The organism is Schaalia turicensis ACS-279-V-Col4 (assembly GCF_000296505.1).
GTDB lineage: Bacteria > Actinomycetota > Actinomycetes > Actinomycetales > Actinomycetaceae > Pauljensenia > Pauljensenia turicensis_A.
In genome coordinates, this window is sequence record NZ_JH815210.1 from 178,070 (window position 1) to 203,021 (window position 24,952).

The 24,952-nt window shown below is 56.7% G+C and carries 24 protein-coding genes; 4 read left to right on the forward strand and 20 right to left on the reverse strand.

Annotated features, from left to right (window positions below; genetic code table 11):
- Window positions 1-39: 39 nt before the first annotated feature.
- Complete coding sequence (locus HMPREF9241_RS09670) at window positions 40-510, reverse strand: LysM peptidoglycan-binding domain-containing protein (RefSeq protein ID WP_006681699.1); 471 nt, start codon at window positions 508-510, stop codon at window positions 40-42.
- A gap of 189 nt (window positions 511-699) precedes the next feature.
- On the opposite strand from HMPREF9241_RS09670, the gene lexA reads away from it, so the two are divergent.
- Complete coding sequence (gene lexA, locus HMPREF9241_RS07565) at window positions 700-1,398, forward strand: transcriptional repressor LexA (protein ID WP_006681700.1); 699 nt, start codon at window positions 700-702, stop codon at window positions 1,396-1,398.
- A gap of 101 nt (window positions 1,399-1,499) precedes the next feature.
- Here lexA and HMPREF9241_RS07570 read toward each other — a convergent pair whose 3' ends face one another.
- The 3 genes from HMPREF9241_RS07570 to hflX form a co-directional block, all read right to left on the reverse strand.
- Window positions 1,500-2,489: an L-lactate dehydrogenase gene (locus HMPREF9241_RS07570; protein ID WP_006681701.1), complete on the reverse strand. Its 990-nt coding sequence runs from the start codon at window positions 2,487-2,489 to the stop codon at window positions 1,500-1,502.
- Between the two features lie 107 nt (window positions 2,490-2,596).
- Entirely contained in the window at window positions 2,597-4,558 is a 1,962-nt protein-coding gene (locus HMPREF9241_RS07575) for an ATP-dependent DNA helicase (protein ID WP_006681702.1), read from the reverse strand.
- Complete coding sequence (gene hflX / locus HMPREF9241_RS07580) at window positions 4,555-6,093, reverse strand: GTPase HflX (RefSeq protein ID WP_006681703.1); 1,539 nt, start codon at window positions 6,091-6,093, stop codon at window positions 4,555-4,557. Before hflX ends, HMPREF9241_RS07575 begins: the two co-directional genes overlap by 4 nt.
- A 116-nt stretch (window positions 6,094-6,209) precedes the next feature.
- Between hflX and HMPREF9241_RS07585 the strand changes: the two genes are divergently transcribed.
- On the forward strand, window positions 6,210-6,827 hold the full coding sequence (locus tag HMPREF9241_RS07585; protein WP_006681704.1) for a class I SAM-dependent methyltransferase: 618 nt from the start codon (window positions 6,210-6,212) through the stop codon (window positions 6,825-6,827).
- A gap of 55 nt (window positions 6,828-6,882) precedes the next feature.
- Here HMPREF9241_RS07585 and dapF read toward each other — a convergent pair whose 3' ends face one another.
- The gene (dapF, locus tag HMPREF9241_RS07590) at window positions 6,883-7,791 is read right to left on the reverse strand and encodes a diaminopimelate epimerase (RefSeq protein ID WP_006681705.1); all 909 of its coding nucleotides are present in this window, start codon (window positions 7,789-7,791) and stop codon (window positions 6,883-6,885) included.
- Window positions 7,792-7,801: 10 nt separating this feature from the next.
- Window positions 7,802-8,788: a tRNA (adenosine(37)-N6)-dimethylallyltransferase MiaA gene (miaA, locus tag HMPREF9241_RS07595; RefSeq protein WP_040318723.1), complete on the reverse strand. Its 987-nt coding sequence runs from the start codon at window positions 8,786-8,788 to the stop codon at window positions 7,802-7,804.
- Window positions 8,789-8,937: 149 nt separating this feature from the next.
- Here miaA and HMPREF9241_RS07600 point away from each other — a divergent pair, with 149 nt between their 5' ends.
- A complete protein-coding gene (locus HMPREF9241_RS07600) occupies window positions 8,938-9,384 on the forward strand; it encodes a YbjN domain-containing protein (RefSeq protein ID WP_006681707.1) in 447 nt (148 codons plus the stop codon).
- Window positions 9,377-9,931, forward strand: coding sequence for a type III secretion system chaperone family protein (locus tag HMPREF9241_RS07605; RefSeq protein WP_006681708.1), 555 nt, complete (start codon window positions 9,377-9,379; stop codon window positions 9,929-9,931). The genes HMPREF9241_RS07600 and HMPREF9241_RS07605 overlap by 8 nt, the downstream gene beginning before the upstream one ends.
- Before the next feature lie 113 nt (window positions 9,932-10,044).
- Here the strand turns inward: HMPREF9241_RS07605 and miaB are convergent, their stop codons facing one another.
- The 14 genes from miaB to HMPREF9241_RS07675 all read right to left on the reverse strand — a co-directional run bounded on the left by miaB (window position 10,045) and on the right by HMPREF9241_RS07675 (window position 24,762).
- Window positions 10,045-11,589, reverse strand: coding sequence for a tRNA (N6-isopentenyl adenosine(37)-C2)-methylthiotransferase MiaB (gene miaB, locus HMPREF9241_RS07610; RefSeq protein WP_040318684.1), 1,545 nt, complete (start codon window positions 11,587-11,589; stop codon window positions 10,045-10,047).
- A gap of 10 nt (window positions 11,590-11,599) precedes the next feature.
- The gene (locus HMPREF9241_RS07615) at window positions 11,600-12,094 is read right to left on the reverse strand and encodes a CinA family protein (protein WP_006681710.1); all 495 of its coding nucleotides are present in this window, start codon (window positions 12,092-12,094) and stop codon (window positions 11,600-11,602) included.
- Window positions 12,095-12,135: 41 nt separating this feature from the next.
- Window positions 12,136-12,738: a regulatory protein RecX gene (locus HMPREF9241_RS07620; protein WP_006681711.1), complete on the reverse strand. Its 603-nt coding sequence runs from the start codon at window positions 12,736-12,738 to the stop codon at window positions 12,136-12,138.
- 5 nt (window positions 12,739-12,743) lie between these two features.
- Window positions 12,744-13,838, reverse strand: a complete 1,095-nt coding sequence (gene recA / locus HMPREF9241_RS07625; RefSeq protein ID WP_006681712.1) for a recombinase RecA — start codon at window positions 13,836-13,838, stop codon at window positions 12,744-12,746.
- A 217-nt stretch (window positions 13,839-14,055) separates the two neighbouring features.
- Window positions 14,056-14,292 (reverse strand): DUF3046 domain-containing protein, encoded by a 237-nt coding sequence (locus HMPREF9241_RS07630; RefSeq protein WP_006681713.1) that lies wholly within the window; start codon window positions 14,290-14,292, stop codon window positions 14,056-14,058.
- 3 nt (window positions 14,293-14,295) lie between these two features.
- The gene (locus HMPREF9241_RS07635) at window positions 14,296-14,610 is read right to left on the reverse strand and encodes a helix-turn-helix domain-containing protein (RefSeq protein WP_006681714.1); all 315 of its coding nucleotides are present in this window, start codon (window positions 14,608-14,610) and stop codon (window positions 14,296-14,298) included.
- A gap of 158 nt (window positions 14,611-14,768) precedes the next feature.
- Window positions 14,769-15,407, reverse strand: coding sequence for a CDP-diacylglycerol--glycerol-3-phosphate 3-phosphatidyltransferase (gene pgsA, locus HMPREF9241_RS07640; protein WP_006681715.1), 639 nt, complete (start codon window positions 15,405-15,407; stop codon window positions 14,769-14,771).
- A gap of 18 nt (window positions 15,408-15,425) precedes the next feature.
- Window positions 15,426-18,203, reverse strand: a complete 2,778-nt coding sequence (locus HMPREF9241_RS07645; protein ID WP_006681716.1) for an FtsK/SpoIIIE family DNA translocase — start codon at window positions 18,201-18,203, stop codon at window positions 15,426-15,428.
- Between the two features lie 125 nt (window positions 18,204-18,328).
- Entirely contained in the window at window positions 18,329-19,279 is a 951-nt protein-coding gene (locus HMPREF9241_RS07650; protein ID WP_006681717.1) for a PfkB family carbohydrate kinase, read from the reverse strand.
- A 115-nt stretch (window positions 19,280-19,394) separates the two neighbouring features.
- Window positions 19,395-21,086 carry a ribonuclease J gene (locus tag HMPREF9241_RS07655; RefSeq protein WP_006681718.1) on the reverse strand — a complete coding sequence of 564 codons (1,692 nt, stop codon included), beginning with the start codon at window positions 21,084-21,086 and terminating at the stop codon, window positions 19,395-19,397.
- Between the two features lie 53 nt (window positions 21,087-21,139).
- A complete protein-coding gene (gene dapA / locus HMPREF9241_RS07660) occupies window positions 21,140-22,036 on the reverse strand; it encodes a 4-hydroxy-tetrahydrodipicolinate synthase (protein WP_006681719.1) in 897 nt (298 codons plus the stop codon).
- Between the two features lie 60 nt (window positions 22,037-22,096).
- Window positions 22,097-22,672 carry a GNAT family N-acetyltransferase gene (locus HMPREF9241_RS07665; RefSeq protein WP_006681720.1) on the reverse strand — a complete coding sequence of 192 codons (576 nt, stop codon included), beginning with the start codon at window positions 22,670-22,672 and terminating at the stop codon, window positions 22,097-22,099.
- On the reverse strand, window positions 22,669-23,421 hold the full coding sequence (gene dapB, locus HMPREF9241_RS07670) for a 4-hydroxy-tetrahydrodipicolinate reductase (RefSeq protein ID WP_006681721.1): 753 nt from the start codon (window positions 23,419-23,421) through the stop codon (window positions 22,669-22,671). The genes HMPREF9241_RS07665 and dapB overlap by 4 nt, the downstream gene beginning before the upstream one ends.
- A gap of 21 nt (window positions 23,422-23,442) precedes the next feature.
- Entirely contained in the window at window positions 23,443-24,762 is a 1,320-nt protein-coding gene (locus HMPREF9241_RS07675) for a M16 family metallopeptidase (RefSeq protein WP_006681722.1), read from the reverse strand.
- Between the last annotated feature and the right edge of the window lie 190 nt (window positions 24,763-24,952).

Genomic DNA, 24,952 nt, shown 5'->3' on the forward strand with positions numbered 1-24,952 from the left:
ACGAAAAAGAAACGCGCATGAGGTGGGGGGACCTGAGTGTTAGTTCAGCGGAAGGATAACCTTCTGCCCCACCTGCAAGCCACCTTCGATGCCATTCAAACGCTGAATATCTGTCACAACATCTTCCAGGTTGCGATCGGTATCAACGCCTTGAGCCAGCGACCAGACCGATTCCCCACCGGTCACAGCATGTTCAATGGTCGGACCTGAATAGACATCGGGAGCCAGGGCGAATCCAGCCAGGCCCGCAACAACGCTGAGAGCGAGCGTCGCACACACGCCACGAACGACATGTCCGATCGACATGGTCGATTGAACCACGACCGATTGGTGGCGACAAGCCGGACGACGACGCGTTGCAGGATCATCTTGACGAAGAACGCCCTTGCGCCGACGAGCGGAAGGAGCAGACTCAATCGAGACCACATCGGCGCCATCAGCCATCCCCTGAACAAGGTGCAGGTGTGGATGAGCGTCGTGGGCAAGAGTAGCACCGGCACATGCATTCATGAGGATCTCCTTCACAACATATCGAACATATGTTCGTCGAACACTTGTACGATAACAGGTCTTCAAACAAAAGTCGAGACTTATTCGAACAAATGTTTCATTTTCGCGTCAGAATCAGATAATCTGACCTAACAAGTGCATCAGCAACCATGTAGAAACCGAATTGCACGCAACCTCACGGAGAACCTCATGACAGACAAAGCAACGCTGACTAGTCGCCAGCGAGAGATCCTTCTTGTCATTCACGAAGAGGTCAGCGCGCACGGTTTTCCTCCCTCTGTCAGAGAGATTGCCCAACGCGCACACCTTGCTTCCCCATCAACCGTGAAGTACCACTTGGACGCACTGGAACGCGCCGGCTACCTCCAACGAGTCCCCGGCTTACCGCGCGCCCTTGAACTCTCCGTAACAGCGAAACAGGAGCTCGGCGTGGACGCGCCAACTACTCCGGCACCTCAAACAGTCACGAACGTGGTCACCATTGACCTGCCAGCCGGACACGTTGACGAAGACAGTTCGTCAATCCCCCTGGTTGGCCGTATTGCCGCGGGCGCTCCGATCACAGCAGAGCAGTACGTGGAAGATGTTTTCGAGCTACCCACTCGACTTACCGGCCACGGGCAAATGTTCATGCTGGAGGTCAGCGGAGAGTCCATGGTGGACGCTGGCATTCTGGACGGCGACTTCGTCGTTGTTCGTTCCCAATCGAACGCATCCCAGGGAGAAATCGTTGCCGCCATGATCGACGGCGAAGCTACGGTCAAGGTGTTCTCAAAGACAGACGGCCATATTTGGCTCCTGCCATGCAACGAATCCTACGCCCCCATCCCAGGCGATGAAGCCACCATTTTGGGCAAGGTGGTCACCGTCCTGCGTTCCTTGGCATAGTCGCTTCCGGGGCGTAGCCCCGGCCTCGTACCCCTGCTCGCACAGCACACACGTGTGGGGAGCACCCAACGGGCACTCCCCACACTGGACAGATACAGAACTTAGAAGCCCAAGTCCCTTGCCACCTGACGCAGGCGCGTCGCAGAGGCAGTCAGACCATCGCGCTCATTCAGCGTCAACGGCGGATTCAGGACCCTGCCCGCACCCGAACGACCAACGATTGTCGGCGCAGCCATGCAGACATCCGAGATGCCTTCCCAGTCCTCCAGCAGGCTAGAGACGGTAAGAACACGATTTTCGTCTCTAAGGACGGCACTCGCAATATTCGATGCGGCAAGACCAATTGCGTAGTTTGTCGCACCCTTGCCTTCAATGATCTTGTAGGCAGACTCAACAACATCCTGAGCAATGCGTTTACGCAATCCAATATCGAACGGTTTACCCTCCAAGGTTGGCCCCCAGTGCTCAAGGGGAACATTACCAATCTCAGCGGAGGACCACAGTGCAACTTCTGAGTCACCATGTTCACCAGCAATGTAGGCGTGAATATTCTGGGTAGCCACGCCGGTTTCACGCGACACCAGGTAGCGCAGACGCGACGTATCAAGCACAGTGCCAGATCCAAATACCTGATTGCGTGGTAGACCGGTCAGCTTCAGCGCCACATAGGTAACAACATCCACGGGATTCGTGATGAACATGAAGATTGCGTCTGGCGCAACGTTTTGAAGGTTCGGAACAATCTTCTTCATCAGTTCAACAGTTGAACCAGCAAGTTCAAGGCGCGACTGCCCCGGCTTCTGCTTGGCACCAGCGGTCACAATCACAAGGTCAGACCCACGGACGATTTCAACATCATCTGAGCCTTCAACACTGCCACACGGAGTGAATTGAATACCGTGTGCCATGTCGAGAGCTTCGGCTTCAACCTTGGCCTTGTTAATGTCCTGAAGAACGATTGTTCGAGCATCACCGCGCATTGCGCACGCGTAGGCGACTGCCGTGCCAACGGCCCCAGCCCCCACGACAGCGATCTTTGACGGACGACCCGATGACTTCGGGGGATACAAGCTATTCACACGTCCAGGCACGATGCCTTCCTTCCTCGTTGAGTGGTCTCATAGTCTCAAATTTGAATCACATTATCTCGATTTCGCATTGCTTCAAGGTAACTACGTCACCCAATTTCAGGATATTGTTAACAATTAACCTTGGACAAGCGACTTAGGGCCCCTTTCACGACCTCCTGATCGCGTGTGACCCACATTCTCGGCAACGAATTCAGCAGGTATCCACCATAGGACTTCGTGTCCACACGACGATCAAGGATCGCCACCACTCCCCTGTCCGACGCCGATCGAATCAGACGCCCAGCCCCCTGCGCCATCAGAAGCGCGGCATGAGGAAGAGAAACACCCCAAAACCCTCCAATACCACGCGCATCGGCATCCTGGGACAGAGCCTTCGTCACCGGATTATCGGGGTGCGGGAATGGAATGCGGTCGATGACGACCAGTCGACACGAGTCGCCCACAACATCAACACCCTGCCACAACGACAAGGTGCCAACCAAACACGCATCGCGCTCCCTACGGAATCGGTCAACCAGCACGCTCAAGGTTTCATCTCCCTGGCGATACACGGTGAGTTCTGTCCGATCCTTCAGAGCCTCGTACCCCTGATTCGCTGCCTTCCACGAACTGAACAGCGCCAACATTCCCCCATCGGAGGCCTGGGCAAGGGCCACCAATTCATCCGTAGCAGCGTCAGACAACCCACCCGGCCCAGGATCTGGCAAGCCGGAAGCAATATAGAGAATCCCCTGGCGCGCCGGATCGAAAGGGGGGCCCACATCGCGCGACGTCCACGGCTGCTTCGACACCATGAATCCACAATCGCGTGCCATCTGGTCGAAAGAACCACCCAACGTCAGAGTCGCTGAGGTCAAGATTGCCGGCCTACCTGAGAACCCTTTGGACCCAACGGGAAGCGCAACGTCAAGGGGCGCTAGATTCAGCGACATATTCCCCGCGTCATCTTTCGTCACAAAAGTCGCCATCGATGCCGGGTCCTCACTCCATCCGGCGATAAAGTCCCGCAATTCGTCCAGGGACCCGCGCGCAAGTATCTTGTCTGCTTGATCAGCAGATGACGCCTGTAGCTGAGTTCCGAGTTCGCGTGAGACATTATCGAGCAGCGCTAATGCGCCGACAAGCGCCTGAGGACGAGAGCCCATCAGCCCCTCCCCGCACGGGGTCAGAGCGGCAACAAAATCGACTGTAGCCATATCAAGAGCATCAGTTTCAAGCTTCGCGTTGGTTCGAAGCCTGCGTGATACGCGATGAATCATGGCCTGCGATAGCGTCATCGTCGCCTGGCTTCGTACTCTCTCAGCAAGTTCGTGGGCTTCGTCGACAACGACTGGACCAATGTCTTCAAACAGATCGTTCGGCGACGTGCAATGGATGCCAAATAGAGAATGGTTCGTGACCACCAGGTCAGCCTCTCCGGCTGCCTCCCGCGCCTGCTGGGCGAAACAGTCATCAACGTAGGGGCAGGTCTTGCCTAAACACTCACGTTTGGCGACGCTGACATGCCTCCACGCTCGGTCATCAACACCGGGGACCAGATCATCACGATCACCAGTATCGGTTTCCTTCGCCCATTGACGAAGACGCAGAACCTCTTTGCCAAGCGCGGAAGTCGACGAGTGTGCCGACGGGGCATGTGCCGGGTCGAACAGTGTGCCCTCGTCCGGATACCCACCGTTGACACGGTTCAAACACAGATAGTTTGACCAGCCCTTTTGCACAGCGACAGTGGGACGAATACCCGTCACTTTCGCAACTGCGTCTTGGACCGCAGGCGCGTCTTTCGTCAGAATCTGCCTCTGGAGTGCCAAAGTCGCGGTGGTGACGAGGCCGCGCTCGCCAGTTGCAACGCAGTGACTGAGAAGTGGCGCGAGGTAGCCAATCGACTTACCCGTACCGGTGCCCGCCTGGATCAAAATATGACCGTCAGAATTCAGGGCCTCGCTGATATCGGTGACCATTCGTCGCTGGCCATCACGTTGCGTGCCACCCATTGATTCGATCACCGCATCAAGAACCTCGATGGCCTTGCTGGCTTCGGAGTTTCCCGGTCCTACTTCCTCACTCATTCGCCACTGTCCTGGCGAGTATAGGGGGCACCTTCGGTAGCGACCGGTAGCGCCACGTCACGGATGAGCGCTGCAAGGTGCTCATCAACTCGAGCTCGAATGCGCGTTCCTTCGGCAACATATTCTTCGTGATCGACTTCGCCATCCTCGTGGATCTGATGGACCAGGTCGCCACGCGAATATGGGATCACGCAGTCAATCTGAATACGAGGCCTGGGTAGAGCTTCTTCAATGCGATGGCGAAGTTCATCGACTCCAAAGCCCGTGTATCCGGATACTGCTACCGACGACGGGAAGTAGGTGCGAAGCAGTGCTAACTGCTCTGCAGATGCAAGATCGGCTTTGTTCAGCACGATAATTTCGGGGATACCGAGAGCCCCCTCAATTTCACCCAACACCTGGTGGACAGCCTCAACTTGTCCCACCGGATCGGGGTGCGCGGCATCCACAACGTGAACGAGCAGGTCGGCTTCGCCCGCTTCTTCCAAGGTAGAGCGGAATGCTTCAACCAGCTGGGTGGGAAGATTCCGAACAAAACCAACCGTGTCTGACAGCGTGTATTCGCGACCATCCGCTGTCTGAGTCCGACGCACCGTCGGATCAAGGGTGGCGAACAGAGCGTCTTCAACCAGGACCCCTGCGCCCGTCAGTTGGTTGAGCAGAGTGGACTTACCAGCATTCGTGTAGCCAACAATAGCGACGGAAGGGACAGCTCCGCGACGACGCGATAAACGCTGAGTGCGCCGGGCAGGCTCCATCTTTCGTATTTCTTCGCGGAGCTTCGCCATGCGCGTGCGAATGCGACGACGATCCAATTCGATCTTCGTTTCGCCCGGACCTCGTGAACCGATACCCGCACCACCCGCAACTCGACCACCCGCCTGGCGGGACATCGAATCGCCCCAGCCGCGAAGACGGGGAAGCAAGTATTCGAGCTGAGCCAACTCGACCTGCGCCTTACCTTCACGCGACTTCGCGTGCTGAGCGAAAATGTCGAGGATGAGAGCGGTGCGATCAACGACCTTTGCGTCGACAACATCTTCCAGTCCGCGTCGCTGGGAAGGGGCCAATTCCTCATCAACAATGACGGTATCGGCTTCAACGGCGCGCACAATCCCCGCGAGCTCTTTCGCTTTACCTGACCCCAGATAGGTGGCAGGATCCGGCTTCACCCGTTTTTGCACGACCGCATCGAGGACCTGAGATCCGGCGGTTTGCGCGAGCGCAGCAAGCTCACGTAGCGAAGTCTCGACTTCTTCTTCAGTCTGCGTCGTCCGCAGACCGACAAGGACAACCTTTTCGAGGCGAACCTGGCGGTATTCGACTTCGGAGATTTCCTCACGATCGTTGGCATAACCCTGGATACGACGGGTACCGGCACGCGCCTCTCGTTCAAGGTCGCCAGCATCTGCGGAGTGATCTTGACCGGCGGTGGATTCCAGCGCCGTGCCTCGACGCGCCAGAATGCGTGCAACAACGTCATTCGCGCGCTGTTGTGCCAATTCGTCGTCAGCCGAGAATCCGGGATTGTCCATTCAGTTCCTTCCGCGTATGTCTGCCCTCTAAGTGTGGCACCTATTCGGTCGGCGTGCGACCTACGCCCCTCTCAGTGCGTTCGTTGCCAGGCAGTCAACCCGCTAGGCTAAAGAGCGTGAATCAACAGTATTTTTCTCATTCCAACCCTGCTCGCGCCGACGAGATATCGAAGCTGACCTACAGCGTACGAGGCCATAGCTTCGACATGTCCGTCTCATCGAAGGTGTTTTCGACCAGCCGTCTGGATTTAGGAACTCGCCAGCTTCTTGCCGAAGCTCCTTGCCTTCCCGCCACCGGCACTTTCCTTGATGTGGGATGCGGTTGGGGTCCGATTGCTCTGGCAATGGCAAAGGAAGCGCCTGAAGCTACCGTCTGGGCTGTTGATGTGAACAATCGGGCGATTGATCTCACGCGCCGGAACGCCACGTCTCACGGTTGCACCAATGTGCGCGCGATGAGCGAAGACGAGGCCCTTGCAGCCGTGGCCACCGATGACGTTCGTTTTGACGTCATATGGTCAAACCCGCCGATCCGTATCGGCAAAGAGGCTCTGCATGCTCTGCTGGTGCGGTGGCTCGACCGCCTGAGCCCCACGGGTGTCGCCTATCTTGTTGTGCAGCGAAACCTTGGCGCCGATTCCCTCATTTCATGGCTGAACGGCCGCGGATACGACGCTGAAAAGTACGCGTCAAAGAAGGGCTACCGCATTATCAAGGTTCGTTCGGGCGCCTGAACTTCTGCCCCCACTTTTTACGGGTGACGCAGACCTTTGAGCGAGAGAAACAGGCTCAGACGAGTTCGAATGTAGCAACGCGAGTCGCAGGACCGGTCAGAATCACTGAAGCGTCGGTGACATGTGGCTGACCGTTCTCCCAGCTCAGGACATCGTCCAGATCAACCCACACGCGACCTCCCGGCACGTCAACGATCCACGAGGCCGGCGCTCCCTCACCTCGACGAATAGCCGTTGCAAGGGCCGCCGCACAACATCCCGTGCCACACGCAAGGGTCTCACCCACTCCGCGTTCAAGGACGCGCAGACGAATGTGGCCACTCTGATCCTCCGGGCCGGTCAGGTCAACGACGGCTTCAAGGTTTGTACCGCGCTCATTCGAGGGCGCATAGGTGGGGCGCATAACCTCGGGGGCTTCGGACGCATCAGTGGCCGGGAAGATAATGTTGTGGAGTTCCTCTTCGCTCGCAAGCGCGACAACCGTATGCGGGTTCGGCATATCCACATATACTCCGCGCAGGGTCTGCTCAATGCCCGGGATCGTCACGTCAATGTCGGCCGTTCCACTGGATCGAGCCGGACCCATGTCAACGCGGTACAGGACCTCGGCCTCGCCCCCCTGATCGATAACGCGGACAGTGCGAACTCCCCCTCTGGTGCCCACCTCAATTTCCTCATCGGTTATCAGGCCTTCGCGGCGCAGATGATCAACAAAGACGCGGATACCGTTGCCGCACATTTCCGCGATCGACCCGTCGGAATTGCGGTAGTCCATGAACCAGCGACCATCCTTCATGACGGCACGCATCAGCCCATCAGCGCCGATACCGAACGCAGGCGAGCAGAGACGACGCACCTCTACAGCATCGATATCGTTTGTGTCATCGGCATCTGTGTAGACAACGAAAGAATTCCCAGTGCCGTGGGCTTTCGCAATACGAGTGGAGGGACGTAGAGCAGTCATATCGTTAACGCTAGTGGGTCTGCGCGCCGGCGTAGTCATCCGCCGTTTTTTGGACAATCTTCAGTGCCCGGTCCAGCAGGTCGTTCTTCGAGGTTCCGTCTTCGGCATCGATCCAGATCACGCGATGGTCAGGGCGCAACCACTTGATCTGACGCCTGGCCAACTGCCTGGTCGCGATAGCGATCGATTCCTTCGCTTCATCGATGCTCATCTGCCCATCGATCACCGCAATTGCCTGGGCATACCCCGTCGCCTTCGACGCCGTCTTCGCATCGCGCAAACCCTGATCGATCAGGGCGCGAGTCTCTTCAATCAGACCGTCATCAAACATCATCTGGGTGCGAAGAACAATGCGTCGATCCAATTCATCGAGGTCACGGCGGATCGCGATCATCACAGACGGCTTCACGAACTCTTTGACCGGCATATGCGACGAGTAGGGTTTGCCAGTCAGTTCAATGACTTCGAGGGCACGAATAATACGACGAGCATTGTGCGGATCAATGCGAGAAGCAGACACCGGATCGAGGGCCTCGAGTTTGCCATGAAGCCCCCGACTGCCCAGCGGGCCTTCCGCTTCTTCTTCCAGTGCAGAGCGTACTTTCGGATCTGTTCCAGGGAACTCAATATGATCGAGCAACGCACGTTGATAAAGACCCGAACCGCCGGCAACGATCGCAACGCTTCCCTCGCCGTGGATCGCCTCTAGGTCCGCTCGCGCATGCCTCTGATAGTGGGCAACCGACGCTTCCTGACTGATGTCGAGAACATCGAGTTGATAGTGAGGAATCCCGCGACGTTCCTCCAGCGGCGTCTTCGCCGTGCCAACATCCATGCCCCGATACAGCTGAAGTGCATCAGCACTCACGATCTGACCGCCATTTGCTCCCCAGCGTCTGCCCAATTCTTCGGCAAGATCCAGAGCCAAATCAGACTTGCCCGACGCTGTCGGTCCAACAACAGCAACAATCAGTTGCGACGGATTCGCTAGAGTCATCGCCTGGCTCTCACGATCCCCCACCTGAGCATCAGACGTGGTGCAGCGCGCATCAGCGCTTGGGATTAAAGAATGAGTGTCAGCCATGGGTTCAGTCTAAATGGCACTTCCTATTTCCCGCCGTCTACCAAACCCCGTAAGGTAGCAGTATGAGTGTGACAACAACAGATCCGGTCACCATCGACCGCATTGCACGCGCACTTGAAGACATGGGCGTTTTCCCCTTCATTTCGTCCAAGGATCAAGTTGCTGCTCTGCTTCCAAACCGTACAATCCGATTCATCGTCCCGCCCACGTCTCCAGCACAGGGCGTTGTCGACTACCCCCGCTTCTTCCACCCGTCGCACCAGCAAGCTCTGCTTGAAACAATGCGCACGTTGAACGCTTCAACATACGTGCCGAAGGCGACAACCTACACCAGCGAGCAAGGGATGATCGGTATCCGCCTCTTCCACTGCTTCAACTGGGTAGCTGGGGCGACTCATGAGCAGCTGGCAGAAGAGGTCCAGCAGTTTGTGCTCGCATCCATCGCGGTCCAAAACCGTCTTGACCAGATGTACGTTGACCCATGGACAAAGGAGGCCTCCAATGCCTGAATGGAAGTCATTTTCGATGGGTGACGGCGCCTCTCCACTGACCGAGTCACCGATCCAGCACCTGTCCCAGACCGCTACGCCGGCACCGGGCATGGAAGCTGATGAAGCCGCTGAAAAGTGGGGTACCGAGGTTTCTGAGGTCAGCATTGAACGAATTGAAAACGTTGTTGCTGGAGATGGACTGTCCCACGGCTCAAACGAATTCGTTGTTATCACTGAAGTTGAGGGTGCTCGCATCCAGATTCACCGCGAACCAGCAGATTCGCCGTGGATTCAGGTCGAAGCACGCATGGAACTCGACGCTGAGAGAGCAGCTAAGCTCGACATGCCTCGCCTGAACGAACTCACCAATAAGTGGAACGTCGACCATCTTCAGCCGACCACGTTCGCTCTTGAAACTGAAGATAGCAAGGTCGTTATCTTGGCGACCCGTTTCTTCGCTGGCAAGGGAATGTCAGACCGTCAGATCCATGCGATGGTGCGTCGCGGACTGGGAGTGACACTGCAAGCATTGAACGAAATGCCGGCTTTGCTGGCACACGCGTAAGTCTTGATCAGTGCGCACACGATTGGTGCGCGATTCGCGAAACGAAATAGCAGGTGTGCATCGCTCATCGAGCGGAGCACACCTGCTATGCGTCTATAGGGAACCGAGCAGTTTCAGTGAGGTCGTCCCACGCGGATCGTCGGAATACCCAACGACACGCGTTCGTCTTCCTCATGAGCTTGGCGACGCTCCCATGCATCGCCTGCGCGCGTACGGCGCATAGTCCATAGACCACCACCTGTCAGAGCCGAATCTGCGATCAAGTGGTGCGGGGCGCCGTGAGTGACGGTAGCGGTCACCATGTCGCCAGGACGTGGCTTATCTGCTTCGCTGATGCCCTCCGGCAAAGCAACGTGCACCAAGCGATTATCGCGGGCTCGCCCGGTAACGCGCAGTGTTTCACCATCTTTACGACCATCACCCTCAGAGATCAGGACCTCGACCGTGGTGCCTTCCAATGCAGCATTATCTTCCGCGCAAATTCGCTCTTGAAGAGCAACGAGGCGCTTGTAGCGTTCCAGTGCGACATCATCGGGAACCTGGTCTTCACGATCGGCAGCTGGCGTACCCGGACGCGGGGAATAGAGGAACGTGAACGCTGACGAGAATCGAGCCTGTTCGACAACGTCCAGCGTCTGTTGGAAGTCTTCTTCGGTTTCACCGGGGAAGCCAACAATGATGTCTGTCGTAATCGCAGCATCGGGAATCGCGGCGCGGACTCTTTCGAGAATACCCATGAACTTTTCGCGCCTATAGGAGCGTCGCATCTGACGAAGCACCGCATCGGAGCCAGATTGAAGTGGCATATGAAGGCTGGGCATCACGGTAGGAGTTTCAGCCATCGCCGCAATCACATCGTCCGTGAAGGCAGCCGGGTGAGGTGATGTGAAACGTACGCGTTCGAGACCCTCGATCTGCCCCACTGAGCGAAGGAGAGAGGCGAATGCGCCTCGTTCACCGAAACCGACACCATATGAATTGACGTTCTGTCCCAGCAACGTCACTTCGATCGCACCTTCTAAGACGACCGCCTGAACTTCGGACAGAATCTCTCCTGGACGACGATCTCGTTCTTTACCGCGCAGATGAGGAACGATGCAGAAGGTGCACGTGTTGTTGCAACCCACGGAGATTGAAACCCACGCAGCGTACGCGGATTCGCGGTGAGTGGGCAGAGTCGACGGGAAGACCTTCAACGATTCTTCGATTTCGACAGCAGCTTTGCGGTTGTGTTCAGCACGCTTCAACAGGGCGGGGAGCACATCAATATTGTGTGTTCCAAACACTGCATCAACCCATGGAGCCTTATCGATAATGCCGTCACGCATCTGTTGCGCAAGACATCCACCGACGGCGATCTGCATGCCCGGACGTTCACGTTTTACCGACGCGAGCTGACCGAGGTTGCCATACAGCTTCGTCGCAGCGTTCTCGCGAACCGAGCAGGTGTTGATAACAACAACGTCGGCACCCATGTCACCGGCATCAGTTGCTCGTGCCTGAGCTGCAGGAACACGGTCAACCGGGATGAGTCCAGCTTCTTCCAGCAAGCCAGCCATACGCTCAGAGTCGTGAACGTTCATCTGGCATCCCAGCGTTTTAATCGCATAGGTGCGCGGAAGAGCTACCTGAGATGCTTCGTCTATATTCGTTTCCATCGCGGACAGTTTAATCATTCCCATCGGTTCGGGTGAAGTGAAGAACATCGTGGGCAAGGCTGAGAGCTGCACTAACACTCTGGTTGCGTACCGCTTCCCTGTCCCCCATGAAGTGGAAGAGGCGATGGCGCTCAACAGCGCCCATCACGCAGGCGACATGCACGGTTCCGGCAGGATGAAGTCCCTGCGGTCCGGGACCAGCAACCCCCGTCGTTGCAATGCCAAGGTCTGAACCAGTGAGCTCGCAGACTCCGCGCGCCATTTGAATTGCAACGCGCCGGTCAACGGGACCGAATGACTGTAACAGGCTGGGATCAACACCCAGGATCTGAGCTTTTAATTTGGTGTCATAGGTGCACACTCCGCCAAGAAGGACAGCTGATACTCCCGGCACATCAACCAATGTGGAGCACAGTTTTCCACCGGTCAGTGATTCAGCAACGCTGACGGTGACATGATTCAGTGAGCATTGTTGAATCAGTTCAACTGCTTCTTCTACAGGCATGAGGTTCTTCCACTCAACGCACAGCCACAAAGCATGGTGTGCTATTCGTTGTCTTCAGCTTCGATGTCATCAGCAAGCACCTGCAAGACGGCACTTGAGACAACCGAAGGCGAATACCCTTTTCTGCTCAACATACCAACCAGCCGACGATAGGCAACTTGGCGACTGACACTGCCCATTGACCTGCGCTTTCGCATGGCAAGATCGAATGCCTTGTTCGCTTCATCATCAGGTTTTATCAAAGCAAGTGCTTGCTCAATGTCAGCGCGCGACAGTCCTTTACGTCGTAGTTCTTCAACGAGTGCTCGCCCGGTCTTCCCACCAAGTTCAAAACGATCATGAACAAGCATGCGAGCAAAAGCAGCATCATCAACCAACCCAACCTGTTGGAGGCGATCGATCACTTCGTCGGCAGTCTCGGTTGAGAAACCTTTTGCGACGATAGCGCTACGCAATTCGCCAGTCGAACGACTCCGAGAATCAAGCTGTCGAAGAGCAACTTCACGCGCCGCTTCGATCGCTTCAGTGCCCGTCAGAGCAGCATTCTTCTCTTTTAAGCGTGCAAGACGCTCTCCGACTGAGGAGCGCGCCTTGCACGTTCGTTCGAGCTCCGGATGATCTTCAGGATCCAGATAACGAACCATTGGTGTTAGAAACCTGCATCTTCCATCGGATCGATGTCAGGAAGATCTTGGTTTTCATCTTCGGGCTCAAGTGGTTCACCGATTCCGAGGGCTGCCAGAATCTTGTTTTCGATCTCTGTGGCAAGTTCAGGGTTATCGATCAGGAACTGACGGACGTTTTCTTTGCCCTGTCCAAGCTGATCGTCCCCGTAAGTAAACCAGGATCCCGACTTACGCACGACGCCAGCCTCAACACCCATGTCGATAATCGAACCTTCACGCGAGATGCCCTTGCCGTAGACGATGTCGAATTCGGCCTGCTTGAAGGGTGGCGCCATCTTGTTCTTCACGACCTTGGCACGCGTGCGGTTACCGACCGGGGCTCCCGCTTCCTTCAAGGTTTCAATGCGACGAACATCAATGCGAACCGATGCGTAGAACTTCAGAGCCTTGCCACCCGTTGTCGTTTCGGGAGAACCAAAGAATACGCCGATCTTTTCACGTAGCTGGTTAATGAAAATGGCCGTGGTCCCAGTGGCAGAAAGCGCACCCGTGATCTTACGAAGTGCTTGGCTCATCAGGCGAGCCTGAAGACCAACATGGGAATCGCCCATTTCGCCTTCGATTTCAGCCTTAGGAACGAGGGCTGCAACCGAGTCAATAACAATAATGTCGATACCACCGGAGCGGATCAACATATCTGCAATTTCAAGGGCCTGTTCACCGGTATCGGGCTGAGAAACCAGCAGAGCGTCCGTATCCACACCCAGCGCCTTTGCATATACCGGGTCAAGAGCATGTTCAGCGTCAATGAACGCTGCGTTACCGCCAGCCTTTTGAGCGCTGGCGACAGCATGGAGAGCAACGGTGGTCTTACCGGAGGATTCGGGTCCGTAGATTTCGATGACACGACCACGTGGCAAGCCACCGATGCCGAGAGCAACATCCAGAGCAAGCGAACCGGTGGGAATCACCTGTACCGGCGGACGCGAGTCGTCGCCCAAGCGCATGACAGAGCCCTTACCGAATTGCTTATCAATCTGAGAAAGCGCTACTTCGAGCGCCTTGTTGCGGTCATTTCCCTTGGGAGCAGACACGGGTGCATTCTTGCGACCTGCCATGATGTCCTTCTTAAGATCCGAGCCTCACCGGCTGACGATTATTCTGGCCTTTGAAGTGTGATCCCCTCTCCGAGGACACACAATGACGATATGCCTGACCATGGGCAAACCACATTGCACACCTGCTTACCTGTGGATAAGTGGGGGCAAAATGCGCCATCTATAAGAAATGATATATGGAACAGGTGTTCTACACCTTCGGGCGACGCGCCGAAAGCTACGAACGAGACCTACGTCGCTCTTTTTGATCCAGTCGATGAATCCACTTCATAGACGGATCAACACCCGCTTCATCGACCAACGCATCCCACACTTCCTGAGGAGCAACCCCGCGATCAAGAGCCTCTTCGCACGTTCCACGTAGCGAAGTGAGATAGAGGTCAGACGTGTATGAACGACCGAGCGTCGCCCCAAAGACAGCGTCAACGCCCTCCCAGAATTCAGATACCTTCACGCGTCAGCTAATCAAGGTAACAGGGACAAGATCATCCGGAACAGTATCCGGAACGACAACGCCATCTACAACGGCAAGGCGGTCAGAGACTTCACGCAGAACAAACCACAGCGGGACATCGAGGGCCTCGCAAATAGCTTCAAGCAACTCTGACGACGCTTCCTTCTGACCGCGCTCTACCTCTGACAGATATCCCAGCGAAACTTGAGCGCCGGCAGAGACCTCTCTGAGCGTGCGCTTTTGACGCTGACGGATACCACGCAGGACGTCGCCAAGCTCAGTCCTCAATAAAGGTGCGGTAGTCAGTGAAGCATTCATAAGAAAAGAGTATCCCCCATCATATAGAAATGCGCGTGCAGACCACGTGATAAGACCAACCCACCGACTGGATAGCACAAGAAATGCGGACATTATCCGCGAAATTTCAACGATAAGACGCGAAAGGGGAAGTGTGTCTCACCATTAAATAAGTTGAGTCACTTTGACTCAACTTGAGGTGAGCTTGCCTTCCAGAGCTTCGCGCCCTCGACAACATAAACCAGACCAGACCAGACAGTCATCACCAATGCCAGGCCTGCGACAACCCAACCGAAGATCAGCATTCCGTGGGTCAGCGAAGCATATGCGGGCCACGAAGCACCCAGAGACTGCCACGGAATCAGAAGCAACCAGATCGCGAAAATCTGCAGAACCGTCTTCAGCTTGCCACCCTTATTTGCCGACACAACAATGTCACGTCGCAACAAAACTGCACGCAAAGCCGTAATACCAAGCTCGCGAACAGCAATCAGAATCGTCACCCACCACGGCAACAATCCAGCAATCGAGAGCACGATGAATGCACCCAGCGTAAGCGCCTTATCCGCAATCGGATCCATCAAACGACCGAAGTCTGTGATGAGATTTCGCGAACGCGCAATATGCCCATCAAGCTGATCTGTTGCGGCAGCAACCATGAAGACTACAACAGCCCACCAGCGCGCAGCAGAAGCCTCAAGGAACATCAGCCAAATGAATACCGGGACCAGAACCAGACGGAAAACGGTCAAAACATTGGGCACGTTCCATAAAGAAACATGGTGTTCATGATCAACACGAGAAACATTACTTCCCATAGCACCCCTTTTTTTGGCTTAGCGACCGGTCAGCTGCCAAGCGTCCTCATCATCGTCGGGCTCTTCATCTACCCATTGTGGTGCATTCCCACCATAATCATGTCCTGAATATGGGTCCGGTGCCGACATAGCACCATCGACCGCACCAGTGCGCACATCGGTGCCGGGAACGCCATCACCAGTTGACGCGGTCTCGTCACCCATGGAAGGCACGACCTCTGTTGCTTCGTCTAGCGTCTCTACTTCGCCTCGTAGCATGGCAAGCACCTGAGGCAACTGCTCGGGCGCAACCAACACCTGGCGCGCCTTCGACCCTTCGGATGGGCCGACGATTTCACGCGACTCGAGCAGGTCCATCAGGCGACCTGCTCTGGCAAAACCGACACGCAACTTGCGCTGAAGCATCGACGTCGAACCCAGCTGCGAGGAAACAACCAGCTCAGCTGCCTGCAACAGATCATCGAGGTCATCGCCAATATCCTCGGCGACCTTGACCTTCTTCGCCGGCGCAACCACATCCTCGCGGTACGTGGGTTGCATCTGCGACTTCACGTGCGCGACAACCTTGTGAATCTCCGACTCGCTGACCCACGCGCCCTGGACGCGCAACGGCTTCGAAGCGCCGGCAGGAAGGTAGAGAGCATCGCCCTGACCGATCAGCTTCTCAGCACCCGGCTGGTCGAGAATCGTGCGAGAGTCAGTCAGGGACGAGGTAGCAAACGCCAAACGCGAGGGGATATTCGCCTTAATCAAGCCGGTCACAACGTCAACAGACGGACGCTGCGTCGCCAGCACCAAGTGGATGCCAGCGGCACGCGCCAGCTGAGTGATGCGCTGAATCGAGGCTTCAACATCGCGCGGAGCGACCATCATCATGTCGGCGAGCTCATCAACCACCACCAGCAAATACGGGTACGGGTGAAGCGTGCGTTGCAGACCGGGCTTTGCCTGAACCTGACCGGACGCCACAGCCTTATTGAAATCGTCAATGTGCTTGAAGCCATACTCAGCCAGATCATCGTAACGCGCATCCATTTCGCGCACGACCCATTCGAGAGCCTCAGCAGCCTTCTTCGGATCAGTGATAATCGGCGAAATCAGGTGCGGAATTCCTTCGTAAATCGTCAGTTCCACGCGCTTGGGATCAACCAGGATCATGCGCACCTGCTGGGGCGTCGCACGCATCATGATCGACGTAATCATCGAATTCACGAAGCTCGACTTACCGGAACCCGTCTGGCCAGCGACCAGCATGTGAGGAGTCTTTGCGAGGTTCGTGACAACGTACCCGCCTTCGACGTCCTTACCCACGCCGACGACCAGCGGATGCTGGTTACGCATAGCAGCGCCGGAACGCAATACGTCACCCAGCGCCACGTTTTCGCGGTCAGCGTTCGGAATTTCAATGCCGATCGCTGACTTTCCAGGAATCGGAGCAAGGATACGCACGTCAGCTGAAGCCACCGCATACGCGATGTTCTTCGTCAGGTTCATCAGTTTGTCGACCTTGACGCCGGCACCAAGAACAACTTCGTAGCGCGTCACTGTCGGACCTCGTGAAAAACCGGTGACCCTCGCATCAACGTTGAAGTCAGCGAACACCTGCATCAGCGCATTGACAACCTGATCATTGACCTCGGAGCGCGTCTTATGTGGCGGGCCGGCAACAAGAAGACTGGCCTGGGGAAGCGTGTACGTGATTGCATCGTCCAGGTTCGGCTGAAAACCGGGCTGAGCAGGAGGATCGGTGATCGGCGGAGCAGGAATACTTGTCGCTCCCCCACGCACATCGACTTCGGAGGTCGCTATATTAGCGGTCAGCCCATCGATGCCAGCAGTCGCATCAGGCAGGGAAATCACCTGAGTTGGCATGTCCTGCGGATCGGGGGAAGGCTCAGCCTTCTTCGCAAACCGAGACTTGCGCGCCGGCTTATCAACAAACTTTTCCGCATTCGCATCTTGCTCAAGGACAACCGTCGGGTCATCGCTGATCTGTGGGGAACGGAACGACTCATCACCATCATATTGTTCAAGGAAAGGATCATCGCCCGCAGCAAGATCCTCGCGCGCACGACGCCTGCGTTCGCGTGCACGTTCTTCATCGCTCATTTCTTCATCTCCACCGCGGTGGGTCAGCGAACGGAAGAAGGAGGCGAGAGCAGCCGGAGCATCGGCAACACGCGTACGAGTTGCCAGCAAGATCGAGTAAATGCCCAAAAGAATGAGGATTCCGCCAGCCCCCCACCCTGACAGCAGAAGCGTCAGTGGGCGCGCGATAAACCAGCCGATAATGCCACCGGCCGATTCAATAGCTGCTAGGTCATCGAATGCCGGATTTCCTTGACTGATATGCACCAAACCGGTCAGGGCAACCGTCAACCCAATGCCACCCGCAGTGTGGTGTGGCAAGGCGTGGTTTCCGGAGCGCGCGCGGAAGAGTTCTACGGCTTGTGCGACAAGTGCCAGTGGAACAACGACAGAGAATAGACCAACGAGGCCGGCTGCCCCGTGGTGCAATACATCCCCAGCCTGGCCGGAAATGTGGAACCACTCGCGCAGGGCGACAACGATCGCTAGCGCAAGAAGCACAAACGCAAGGCCGTCGCGCTTTACTTGCACATCAGCTGCATTGAACGCGCGAACCATCGAGGCAATACCACGCCCGATTGCTGAGAAGAACGAGGCAAGGAGCCCCGGCTTCTCCGTTATCTCGGGTTGAGCCTGCTTCTGATTCGACGTGCGCTGGCGCGACTTGGCGTTCGAGCCATTTCGGGCAGATGGGTTGCTTTTAGCCATGATGATCAAAACGCTACCCGTAGACCTGACGAATCGTGATCGGCGCGCCGTTAAAGCGCAGTCTCACGCGGATCTCACACTCGTGACGCGTCTGCGAATAGAAGAAAGAGGCGCACGTGCAGTCTCTACAGTGCCGCGAGGCTCTCGACTGTTCCCGTTTCCATGACGATATCAATCTGTTCGCGTGAGGGAACAGGAAGAGCAGATTCATGAGAGAGCGCAATTGCGGCAGCCGCGTTCGCGATACGACATGCTTCCGCAACGTCTTTGCCGGTGATCAGAGTGGCGCACATTGTCGCGATGTGTGTATCACCGACACCAGCGGTGTCGACGACGTGCGTCTTGTAGGCGGGGATCATAACGGGTTCATCAGTCTGTGTGCGTTGCAATTCGCACCCCGACGCGCCCGTGCGACGGACCAGCGCAGCTTCGGGTCGCATGAGGTGACGCACTCCCGTGCCGGGCTCAAAAGAGTCGAGGATCGACGCCAAGGTGTTCGATTCACGGACATTCATTGTCACGACGTCAGCACGATGCAACAGCTGGCGCCATAGTTCTACGGGAACTTGCTCAACTGCCGGGGAAACGGCCACAACAAGAGTGACAGATGACGGCAGGGCTGCAGCCCATCCCGCAAGGACCTTCGCAGAATGAGGATTCGTCAAGTCAGAGGCAGCAATATGGATCAAGTCGCCAGGGGTAAGAACAAGAGAGTCCAACGCTGTACGCGACGGCTCTGACTCAACACCGGACGTCACAATCGAGGTCATCGACCCATCGGGTTCGATCAACTGCATTGCGACGCCGATGTCACCCACCAGTTCTGGAATAAGAACCTCAACTCCAGCTTCAACAAGCTGACGACGAACAGTGAACGAGTTCGGTCCAGTGCCTAACGGGGAAGCCAGCGCAGCCGGGATACCGAGAGCTGCCACCGCAGATAGGGTTGTAAAACCACCCCCGGGACGCGAGCTAGAAGCATCGGCATGGATGGAAGCGCCACGAACCGGTGAATGTGAAATGTGCATCGGAAGAACAAGCACCACCGAGTGGGTTGAGATAAAACGACCTGTCATTTCTTCCACGCTTCTTTGAGTTTGAGGCTCTTCGTTGAGGTTGCTGACACCAGAGTACGCGATAGGGACCCCCTCAAACGCTCGTGCGGTGAAGAGATCCCCACGTGTGCCTCTTCTACTGTTCTACAACGACTGGGACGATCATCGGACGACGGCGGAGCTTGCGCGCCACCCAACGACCGATCACACGACGCATTGCCTGCTGGAGAACGTAGGGGTCGACTCCACCGGGAGCCGCCGCTTCCGCGAGCGCTACTTCGACGTCCGGCTGAATCTCTTCAAAGACCGAATCATCTTCTGCCATACCGATTGCGCGGATGATCGGCGCAGAAAGCACCATACCTGAATCGTGTTCAACGACGGCATAGACGGAGATAAAGCCTTCGGAGCCGAGCGTGCGCCTAGTTTCAAGCTCGTGTTCAGAGATTTCGCCGATGGAGCGACCGTCGACGTACACGTATTCGCAGGGAACGGCTCCACTGACGCGTGCCATGCCGTCCTTCAAGTCGACGCAGACGCCGTCTTCTGCCAGCACCACGTTGTCGGGTGAGATACCGGTCTTCACGGCAAGTTGTCCGTTAGCGACCAGGTGGCGGACCTCGCCGTGAATCGGCATGACGTTGGTGGGTTGCACGATGTTGTAGCAGTAAATCAGCTCGCCTGCAGCGGCGTGGCCGGATACGTGAACCTTCGCGTTCGCCTTGTGCACGACGCGTGCGCCCAGGCGCATGAGGTCGTTGATGACGCGGTAGACGGAGTTTTCGTTTCCAGGAATCAGAGAGGACGCTAGGACCACCATGTCGCCGGGCTCAATGGAGACGCTACGGTGAGTTCCAAGGCTCATACGGGACAGCGCGGCCATTGGTTCACCCTGCGAGCCGGTTGCCATGTAGACACGCTTGGAGGGTTCAAGCATTTCAATGGTGCGCGCATCGACAATAACGCCCTCGGGAATAGTCAGGTAGCCCTTTTCCTGAGCGATGCGCATATTGCGTTCCATTGAGCGCCCCACCAGGCAAACGTGCCGCCCGTGGTGCGCCGCAGCCTGAATAACCTGCTGGACGCGGTGGACGTGCGAGGCGAAGGATGCAACGACGATCTGTCCCGGAGCTTCACCGAATACTCGATCGAGGACAGGGCCGATTTCACGTTCGGGAGTGATGAAGCCGGGAACCTCAGCGTTCGTGGAGTCAACCATGAACAGGTCCACGCCCTCTTCACCGAAGCGAGCAAAGGCACGAAGGTCGGTCAGGCGAGAGTCAAGGGGAAGCTGATCCATCTTGAAATCACCGGTGATCAGTAGTTTTCCTGCCGGGGTGCGGACAAAGACAGCCAGAGCGTCGGGGATCGAGTGGGTCACGGAGACGAATTCAAGATCGAAGTCATCAATAGTGATTCGGTCACCTTCTGCTACGACATGCAGGTTGTCGGTGGTCAGCTTGTGCTCACGAAGCTTCGGTTCGACGAATGCCAGCGTCAGTTCCGAACCGTAGATTGGGATGTCTTCGCGGAGTTTCAACAGGTACGGAACACCGCCGATATGGTCTTCGTGACCGTGGGTGAGGACCATGCCGACAACGTCGTCCATGCGGTCTTCAATCCAAGAGAAGTCCGGGAGAATCAGGTCAACACCCGGCTGGGTTTCTTCAGGGAAAAGAACGCCACAGTCGACAACGAGGAGTTTGGAGTCGAACTCCAGCACGTTCATGTTGCGGCCCACTTCACCCAAGCCACCAAGTGGGATGATGCGAATGGCGCCCTCTTCTAGGGGTGCGGGTTCGGAAAGGTTCTCATACAGGGACTTCATAGGTCTAAGTGTGCCACGACCTCAGGGGAAATCCGTGAACACTCAGACCCAAGTCAGAGCAGTTCGGCCACTTTCAGCGCAGACTTCAAGGATTCCATTTCGTCATTCGAGGCTCCCACCAACGGCAGACGCAGAACCGGCGTTTCAATGACGCCCTGCAGGTACAGGGCTGCTTTTGCCATGACAGCCCCCTGTCCCCCGCCCATGATGGCAGCCACCAGCGGGCGAAGCGAGTAGGCAAGTTCGCGGGCTTCCCAGACCTTATCGGCATCCAGCAGGTCGATCATCTTCCGATAGTGCGACGAGGCAACATGTGACACGACCGACACGAAACCGGAGGCTCCGCCGGTCATCCAAGCGAAGTTCAAGCCGTCATCACCCGAGTAGTACTCGAGCTTAGTTCGGTGCATTCGTTCGACGCCCTGTTCAACGTTGCCTGTGGCATCTTTAACAGCTTTGATACGCGGGTGGGTGGCAAGGTCGTCCAGTGTCTCATCACTGAACGCCAAGCCGGTACGTCCCGGAATGTCGTAGAGCATGACGGGAAGATCAGTTGCGTCCGCAATAGCGCGAACGTGGGCACGCAGACCCATCTGAGAGGGACGGTTGTAATACGGGGAGACAACCAGCAGACCATCAGCCCCCGACGCCTGCGCCCCTTCACCAATACGCACAGCGTGCGCGGTGTCGTTCGAGCACGCACCGCAGAGAATAAACGCGCGGTCACCCACAGCTTCCTTCACAGCAACCGTCAGTTCATCCTTCTCCGGCTGATGGGTCGTCGGAGATTCGCCAGTCGTTCCAGACAGCAAAACTGTGTCAGACCCGTCGTCAACGAGTTTCTTCGCCAAACGGACCGCGGAGTCGAGATCGATTGACCCGTCAGCGTGAAACGGGGTCACCATTGCGGTTGCGAGGGAGCCGAAAAGACGGCGCGGGGTGTAGTTCATGGGTTGAGCATATGACGCGGAGGCATCGAAACAGCCCAAAGTTCACTAGGTGAACGCCTATCACTCGTCAGGTGTCTGCGTCGAAGTCCACCACAGGTGTTGGACAACATCAGGCATGTCGGGGAATGTGCGCCTCACCCCTGCCGGCCCAAACCCGCACGAGGTGAAGAAACGGATCCGGGCCTCGTCCCTTGAATCAATCCACGTACTGAGGGCGGTCGCACGCGAAACATCGACGCACGCCTGCACCAAGCGAGAGGCGTGTCCGCTTCGACGGAAACTTTCGTCCACGTCCATTTCGGCAATTAACGAGGGGCCCGTAATGGCGCTACCATCACCGGCGGTGAAATCATCGCCGGGAACAACCAGAGCATAACCGGCGACCACGTTGGCGTGGAGGGCAACAAGAGTGAAGCACCCAGCGGGAGCAGGAGCAGTCAATGTTGTTGCCCACTGTTGCACAAGAACCTGTTCGCCCACCTGTGCGCTCGCGCCGAAGAGCCTCTTGAGCGAGGCTGCCTGAATACGCGCAATCTGTGGCGCATCCTGAGCCAATGCGGGGCGAACCGATCGGTCGGGCAACTTCGAAACAGACTGAGGTGCACCTGCTCCCGGCATACCAAGGTCGATGCTCATAGAAGCCCCGGCAGGTCAAGGACAGTATCCAAGCCGATCGACAGACCCGGATGCTTGCTCACTTCACGCACGCCTAACAAAACGCCGGGCATGAAAGAGAAACGGTCGAAGGAATCCGTGCGAATCACCAGCTGTTCACCAGGGTTGCCCAGCAGGATCTCTTCCGAGGCTGTCAGGCCACGCAGGCGGACAGCATGGACAGGCACGCCGTCTACGACTCCCCCTCGGGCCCCCAGTGGATCCGACTGGGTGGCATCAGGCATGGGACCACATCCGGCCTTTCCGCGCGACGCTGCGATCCCCTTCGCAGTGGCAACCGCAGTACCGGAAGGCGCATCCACCTTGTTCGGATGGTGCATTTCAATAACCTCAGCGGACTCGAAATACGGGGCGGCCAGCGCAGCGAACTTCATCGCCAGCACGGCAGACATCGCGAAGTTCGGTGCGATCAGGACGCAACGGCCAGATTCTTCAGCGTGGACGCGCACACGCTCATAGGATTCATCACTCCACCCCGTTGTGCCCACAACGACGTTCACCCCAGCGTCCAGCAGTGCGTGGACATTTGCTTCGGTAACAGACGGCGTTGAGAAATCGACGGCAACCTCGGCGCCACCAAGGTTACTGGCTGTGATCTGATCCGAAGCATCAAGACCAGCGACGAACTCCATGTCGTCTGCACCGTTCACTGCTTCAACGACGGTCGCGCCCATACGGCCTTGAGCGCCAATGACTGCTACGTGAATCATGATGAGTTCCTCTTCTTGTCTTTAGGCGTTGTTCGGAAGGACGAGAGCACGAGAGAAATTACGGCGTGCAAGGTCGGTGGCCATGGCCTTCACGTCTTCAGCGCTCACCTGGTTGATCGCGTCAATTGCTTGTTCGATGGACTTGTATCGGCCAGACACTTCAGCGCGACCAATAAGCATCATGCGCGACCAGTTATCTTCTTGGCTCAGCACGACGGAGCCTCGCACTTGGCCTCGTACGCGCTCCATCTCTGAGGCGGTCGGGCCTTCGCTTGCGAGCAACTCCAATTGGCTCCGCATGAGTTTTTCGACCTCGTCTACCTTCGCCGGCGATGTGCCCGCGTACATGCCGAAGCTACCGGTTTCCGCGTAGGACGAACCGAAAGCGTAGGTCGTGTAGGCCAAGCCTCGTTTCTCGCGAACTTCCTGGAACAAGCGCGACGACATCGACCCGCCCAGCACATTGAGCAAAACGTTAAAGGTCGGGAGTTCATCAGCGAGTGCGCGAAACCCCCTGGTGCCGATCACAACGTGAGCTTGTTCAACATCGCGACGCCTCACTATTTCCGCCGACTGAACGCCTTCGTTGGTTGCGAGCTTCGAGCGGCGCTGACGAGGCCGGCTGGATGATTTCAGCTGTGACGCCCAATTGGACGCCGACAGAGCATCGGTCACCATGTTCACGACTGCTTCATGCTCAATATCGCCGGCAACCGCAACGATCAAGTTGTTCGGCGCATAGTGGCGGTGATAGTGCTCAAACACCTTGTCACGACTGACAGCGCTAATAATGTCAGGGGTGCCACCCACCGGGCGACCAAGCGGAGTATCACCGTGAATTGCCTGCTGGAATGCTTCGTGGACGTTCTCGGTCGGAGAGTCTTTTGACATCGCGAGCTCATCGAGGATGACCCCTCGTTCCATTTCAAACTCTGCCGGATCCAAGAGCGAGTTGGTCAACATGTCAGCGATCGTCCCCACCGCCATTGTGAGATCGGTCGAAACGACGCGAGCCCAGTATGCAGTGTGTTCCTTCGCGGTTTCCGCATTCGTTTCTCCGCCCACACGGTCGAAACTTTCGGCGATGTCAAAAGCGGAGCGAGTATCCGTCCCTTTAAACAACAGATGTTCAAGGAAGTGGGTCGAACCTGCGACTTCGGGGGTTTCATCGCGAGATCCCACAGGAACCCACATGCTGACTCCAGCAGAATGCGTGGCAGGAATGTGCTGGGTGATGATACGCGTACCAAACGAAGTCACTGTCCGTCGCAGATCGCCATCAGTGTCATCCAGTAACTGATTGTCGATCGCATCGAGTGTCAGTTCGATCGGTTCGCTCACGAGTCTTCCATTTCCTTTTCTTCTGGCCGTTAACGCGATGTTCCCCCGATTGTTCAGGCGGAGGTTCAAAACGTCCACGTGTGTGAGTCTACTTGCTCAATGCTCAACCGGTTGGAGACGTTCAGGCAGAGCAGTATTGACTGAAAAATACTGTTGGGCCGGTGGCTCTGCCACCGGCCCAACGAGGTGA

Bases quoted from the DNA above. Each gene is read 5' to 3' on its own strand.
- HMPREF9241_RS09670 (WP_006681699.1), bottom strand. From the start codon at position 510: ATGAATGCATGTGCCGGTGCTACTCTTGCCCACGACGCTCATCCACAC.
- lexA (WP_006681700.1), top strand. From the start codon at position 700: ATGACAGACAAAGCAACGCTGACTAGTCGCCAGCGAGAGATCCTTCTT.
- HMPREF9241_RS07575 (WP_006681702.1), bottom strand. From the start codon at position 4,558: ATGAGTGAGGAAGTAGGACCGGGAAACTCCGAAGCCAGCAAGGCCATC.
- hflX (WP_006681703.1), bottom strand. From the start codon at position 6,093: ATGGACAATCCCGGATTCTCGGCTGACGACGAATTGGCACAACAGCGC.
- dapF (WP_006681705.1), bottom strand. From the start codon at position 7,791: ATGACTGCTCTACGTCCCTCCACTCGTATTGCGAAAGCCCACGGCACT.
- miaA (WP_040318723.1), bottom strand. From the start codon at position 8,788: ATGACTCTAGCGAATCCGTCGCAACTGATTGTTGCTGTTGTTGGACCG.
- HMPREF9241_RS07600 (WP_006681707.1), top strand. From the start codon at position 8,938: ATGAGTGTGACAACAACAGATCCGGTCACCATCGACCGCATTGCACGC.
- HMPREF9241_RS07605 (WP_006681708.1), top strand. From the start codon at position 9,377: ATGCCTGAATGGAAGTCATTTTCGATGGGTGACGGCGCCTCTCCACTG.
- miaB (WP_040318684.1), bottom strand. From the start codon at position 11,589: ATGGAAACGAATATAGACGAAGCATCTCAGGTAGCTCTTCCGCGCACC.
- HMPREF9241_RS07615 (WP_006681710.1), bottom strand. From the start codon at position 12,094: ATGCCTGTAGAAGAAGCAGTTGAACTGATTCAACAATGCTCACTGAAT.
- HMPREF9241_RS07620 (WP_006681711.1), bottom strand. From the start codon at position 12,738: ATGGTTCGTTATCTGGATCCTGAAGATCATCCGGAGCTCGAACGAACG.
- recA (WP_006681712.1), bottom strand. From the start codon at position 13,838: ATGGCAGGTCGCAAGAATGCACCCGTGTCTGCTCCCAAGGGAAATGAC.
- HMPREF9241_RS07635 (WP_006681714.1), bottom strand. From the start codon at position 14,610: ATGAATGCTTCACTGACTACCGCACCTTTATTGAGGACTGAGCTTGGC.
- pgsA (WP_006681715.1), bottom strand. From the start codon at position 15,407: ATGGGAAGTAATGTTTCTCGTGTTGATCATGAACACCATGTTTCTTTA.
- HMPREF9241_RS07645 (WP_006681716.1), bottom strand. From the start codon at position 18,203: ATGGCTAAAAGCAACCCATCTGCCCGAAATGGCTCGAACGCCAAGTCG.
- HMPREF9241_RS07650 (WP_006681717.1), bottom strand. From the start codon at position 19,279: ATGACAGGTCGTTTTATCTCAACCCACTCGGTGGTGCTTGTTCTTCCG.
- HMPREF9241_RS07655 (WP_006681718.1), bottom strand. From the start codon at position 21,086: ATGAAGTCCCTGTATGAGAACCTTTCCGAACCCGCACCCCTAGAAGAG.
- dapA (WP_006681719.1), bottom strand. From the start codon at position 22,036: ATGAACTACACCCCGCGCCGTCTTTTCGGCTCCCTCGCAACCGCAATG.
- HMPREF9241_RS07665 (WP_006681720.1), bottom strand. From the start codon at position 22,672: ATGAGCATCGACCTTGGTATGCCGGGAGCAGGTGCACCTCAGTCTGTT.
- dapB (WP_006681721.1), bottom strand. From the start codon at position 23,421: ATGATTCACGTAGCAGTCATTGGCGCTCAAGGCCGTATGGGCGCGACC.